Here is a 3825-nt window from a genome sequence, read left to right as displayed (position 1 = left end):
CGTAGTCAGCACCCGCACATCGGCGCGCGGATCCGCGTCGTAGACGACGAGATCGGCGGAGGCACCCTCGGCGAGGCCCGGCCGCCCGAGCCAGTCCCGCGCTCCCCAGGTCGCCGCCGAGAGCGCGTCACGCACCGGGATGCCCGCCTTCACCAGCTCGGCGACCTCCTGCCCGACCAGCCCATGGGCAAGGCCGCCACCCGCGTCCGTGCCGGTGTAGATCGGGATGCCCGCGTCGTGGGCCGCCCGCACCGTCTCGTAGCGGCGCGCGTGCAGCCGCCGCATATGGTCGGCCCAGCGCGGGAACCTCGCCTCGCCGCCCAGCGCCAGCCGGGGGAAGGTGGCGATGTTGACCAGGGTCGGCACGATCGCCACGCCCCGCTCGGCGAACAGCGGGATCGTCTCCTCGGTGAGCCCGGTGGCGTGCTCGATGCAGTCGATCCCCGCCTCGACCAGCGGGGCCAGGCTCTCCTCGGCGAAACAGTGCGCCGTGACCCGCGCGCCCAGCCGGTGCGCCTCCGCGATGGCCTCCTCGACCGCGCCGCGCGGCCAGCAGAACCCCAGGTCACCGGTCTCCCGGTCGATCCAGTCGCCGACCAGCTTGACCCAGCCGTCGCCGCGCCGCGCCTCCGCGGCCACATAGGCGACCAGGTCCTCGGGCTCGATCTCATGCGCGTAGTTGCGGATGTAGCGCTTGGTACGGGCGATATGGCGGCCGGCCCGGATGATGCGGGGCAGGTCCTCGCGGTCGTCGATCCAGCGGGTGTCGGCCGGCGATCCGGCGTCCCGCAGCAGCAGCGCCCCGGCGTCCCGGTCGGTCAGCGCCTGTTTCTCGCTCGTCGAGTCGTCCACCGCCCCATGGGCGTCGAGTCCGACATGGCAGTGGGCGTCGACGAGTCCGGGCAGCGCCCAGCCCTCGATCAGCCGGATGTCCCTGGCCCCGGACGGCCGCTCGAAGGTGACCCTGCCGTCGACCACCCACAGCTCGTCCCGTACGTCCCCGGCAGCGTCACCGGTGTCCGGTCCGACCAGGACCCGGCCCTTGATGTGGAGCACCGCGCTATCCCTCATGCAACGCACTGTACGAGACCGGAGCAGGGCGTTGACCGGCCAATTCCCATCAGCGGGAACGGCGCCACTCGAACAACACGCAGAGCGCTGCTACGCTCACGCAACCCACCGGACGAGCGGCAGGAGGAGGTCCTCGTGAGCGCTCCCGCCGATGACGCGGCCGCCTCGGGCACCGCGCGAGCCGTACGGATGGACGCGGCGCGCATGACGGACCCGCCACGGGATCCAGGGAACCCGGGGGACGTCTCCCCGCAGGCGCCCGACGCACCGGAGGGCCCCGACGGCTTATCCGCCGAAGCCCTGCCGGCCGACGCCTTATCCGCCGCGGGCCTACCGGCCGACGTCCTGCCCGTGGACGCCTTACCGGCCGATCCACAAGCCGAGTTCCGGGATTTCTTCGAGCGGCACCATGCCGAGCTGGCCCGCCTCGCCCATCTGCTGCTCGGCAGCTCCGACGGGGCGGACGACCTGGCGGCCGACGCGCTGGTGGCGGTCTGGCACCAGTGGGACCGGGTGCGGGCCGCCGACCACCCGGCCGCGTACGCCCGGGGTGTGGTCGCCAACCTGGCCCGTTCCCGCATCCGCAGCCTGGTGCGCGAGCGGCGCCGCGTGGCGCTCTTCTCCTCGCAGCGCCCCGACCGCGTGGACGACCCGGATGTGTCCGCCGTGGTGGATGTGCAGGCCGCGCTGGTCCGGCTGCCGTTCCGCAAGCGCGCGTGTGTGGTGCTGCGCCACGCCTTTGACCTCTCCGAGCGGGAGACGGCTCGTACGCTGGGCATTTCGGTGGGCACGGTCAAGAGCCAGACCTCCCGCGGCATCGCCGAGCTGGAACGGCTGCTCGGCCCTCCGGACGGCGAGGACGAGGAGGAACTGTCCGCGGCGACCGAGGCCGAACGGACAGGGCGGACGGTACGAACGCTCCGCGCCGGAAACACGGGGAACACAGGCCACATGGGCCACACCGGTCCAGCCCGCCGCTCCGGCCACATGGGCCACGCCGGGCACGCAGGAGGGGGCAGTTGATGATCGAGCATCGCGAGCGCCCCGAGAGCCGCGACCGCACCGAGGGCCGCGATGTCGTCGCCGAGCTGCGTACGGCCGCCGCTTCCCATGAGCCGGACCGGATCCGGATGCTGGCCCGGGTCACGGCGGGCATGGCGGCCGACGACCGGCGCCGCGCCCCGCGGACGAGCCCGCGCTGGGCCCGGGTGGTGAGCCCGGTCGCCGGGCTGGCCGCGGCGGTCGCCGCGACGGGGATCGCGGTGGTGGCCACGGACGGCGCCGAGCGACCGCAGACGGTGCGCACCTCGAGCGAGCCCGCCGCGCCCCCGGCGGGCGCGGGCGCCGGCGCGAGCAGCGCGAGCACGGACGCGGACCGGCGGCCCGGGGACGAGCCGGACGCCGGGTCGCAGAGCGGTGCTGAGCGGCACACGCCGAGCGCTTATCCCACCGCGGCCGGTCCAAACCACCTCGCCGAGCCGACCGTGCGGTCCAAGGGCGCCATCAACACCCATTCCAATCCGTACTGGGCGCAGAGCGACATCACGCTCACCATCGGTAGGCCGTTGACCTCGCTGACGGTGGAGCTGCGGGTGGCGGACACCGGGGGTGTGCGGTCCACCGGGTCCTGGAACTCGCTGCCGACCGGCGATGTGACCACCGCCACCCATGCCGAGGACGGTGTGCTGGTCTACCGCTGGACGCTCCGGAAGGGGGCGACCGTGCCCGCGGGCCGGTATGTCCTCGCGGGGCAGTACAACCACGCCGAGGGCGACCGGGATACCGGGCGGGACGCGTACGCGGCCTCGGGCAACGGCGCCTCCGGGGCCTTCGCGGTGCGGGGCGACTTCCCTCAGTTCACCGTGGGAGATTGAATTCATGGCAGCTTGACCAGAAATTCTCCGCGTTTTTCCGCTACTGCTTCCACATTCGTCTGCCCGCTTTTGAGATTCCTAAACACAAAATTTTTCACGGGATCTTGTCGCCAAAATTCAAGCCGGTCACCAGCCAGTTACGCACATGTGACAGACCCCACACGCGATCCGCTATGACCCAGTAACTCCCCCACAAATCACCGTCTTTCGGCGGGCGGCCGCGCGCGCACGCGCGCCCGCGTGGTAACACATCGACCCCCCTCCACGTAACCCCCCACCACGATGCATTTTCTGATTCTGCTGGGTAAATTGAATTTGCATGACCGCCGCACAAGCAGACCTAGTCCGTAGCGAATTGGATTTGCCGGAGGGCCTGTCTCTCGACACCCCGCGCGTCGAGGATGGAGCCGCGATCTGGCGAATCGCTCGCGACTCCAAAGCCCTGGACCTCAACTCCTCCTACAGCTACCTACTGTGGTGCCGCGACTTCGCCGCCACATCCGTTGTGGCGCGCGACGCCGACGGCGGACCGGTCGGCTTCATCACCGGCTACGTCCGCCCCGAGCGCCCCGAGACCCTGGTCGTCTGGCAGGTCGCCGTCGACCACGCCTGGCGTGGCCGCGGACTGGCCGCCACCCTGCTGGACGGGCTGGTCAAGCGGGTCACCGCGACGGGCGTCCGCGGCATCGAGACGACGATCACCCCGGACAACACCGCCTCGAACCGGCTGTTCACCTCGTTCGCGGAACGGCACGAAGCCCAGCTCGAGCGTGAGGTGCTCTTCCACGGCGGTCTGTTCCCCGACGGTGCGCATGAGCCCGAGGTGCTCTACCGCATCGGTCCGCTCGGCCCGCTCGGGCCGCGCGCTGACCGGACCTGA

Annotated in this window: 4 protein-coding genes; 3 read left to right on the top strand and 1 reads right to left on the bottom strand. The window is 71.5% G+C overall.

The annotated features are described in order from the left end of the window. Positions 1 to 1071, bottom strand: a 1071-nt coding sequence (locus tag GWI24_RS41840; RefSeq protein ID WP_210951247.1) for an amidohydrolase family protein, incomplete at its 3' end; no start/stop codon positions are given. A gap of 351 nt (positions 1072 to 1422) precedes the next feature. Between GWI24_RS41840 and GWI24_RS41835 the strand changes: the two genes are divergently transcribed. The 3 genes from GWI24_RS41835 to ectA all read left to right on the top strand — a co-directional run bounded on the left by GWI24_RS41835 (position 1423) and on the right by ectA (position 3825). Next, entirely contained in the window at positions 1423 to 2094 is a 672-nt protein-coding gene (locus GWI24_RS41835) for a SigE family RNA polymerase sigma factor (RefSeq protein ID WP_308344269.1), read from the top strand. After that, the gene (locus tag GWI24_RS41830; protein WP_210951245.1) at positions 2094 to 2945 is read left to right on the top strand and encodes a hypothetical protein; all 852 of its coding nucleotides are present in this window, start codon (positions 2094 to 2096) and stop codon (positions 2943 to 2945) included. The genes GWI24_RS41835 and GWI24_RS41830 overlap by 1 nt, the downstream gene beginning before the upstream one ends. A 319-nt stretch (positions 2946 to 3264) precedes the next feature. Then, positions 3265 to 3825 (top strand): diaminobutyrate acetyltransferase, encoded by a 561-nt coding sequence (gene ectA / locus GWI24_RS41825; RefSeq protein WP_210951244.1) that lies wholly within the window; start codon positions 3265 to 3267, stop codon positions 3823 to 3825.

The organism is Streptomyces sp. MK37H, assembly GCF_018035285.1.
GTDB lineage: Bacteria > Actinomycetota > Actinomycetes > Streptomycetales > Streptomycetaceae > Streptomyces > Streptomyces endocoffeicus.
Note: the sequence above shows the minus strand (reverse complement) of the source record. Positions and strands in the feature narration are given on the sequence as shown.

What these genes read in the sequence shown, in the direction of transcription:
- GWI24_RS41830 (WP_210951245.1), top strand. Translation starts at nt 2,094, where the DNA reads ATGATCGAGCATCGCGAGCGCCCCGAGAGCCGCGACCGCACCGAGGGC.
- ectA (WP_210951244.1), top strand. Translation starts at nt 3,265, where the DNA reads ATGACCGCCGCACAAGCAGACCTAGTCCGTAGCGAATTGGATTTGCCG.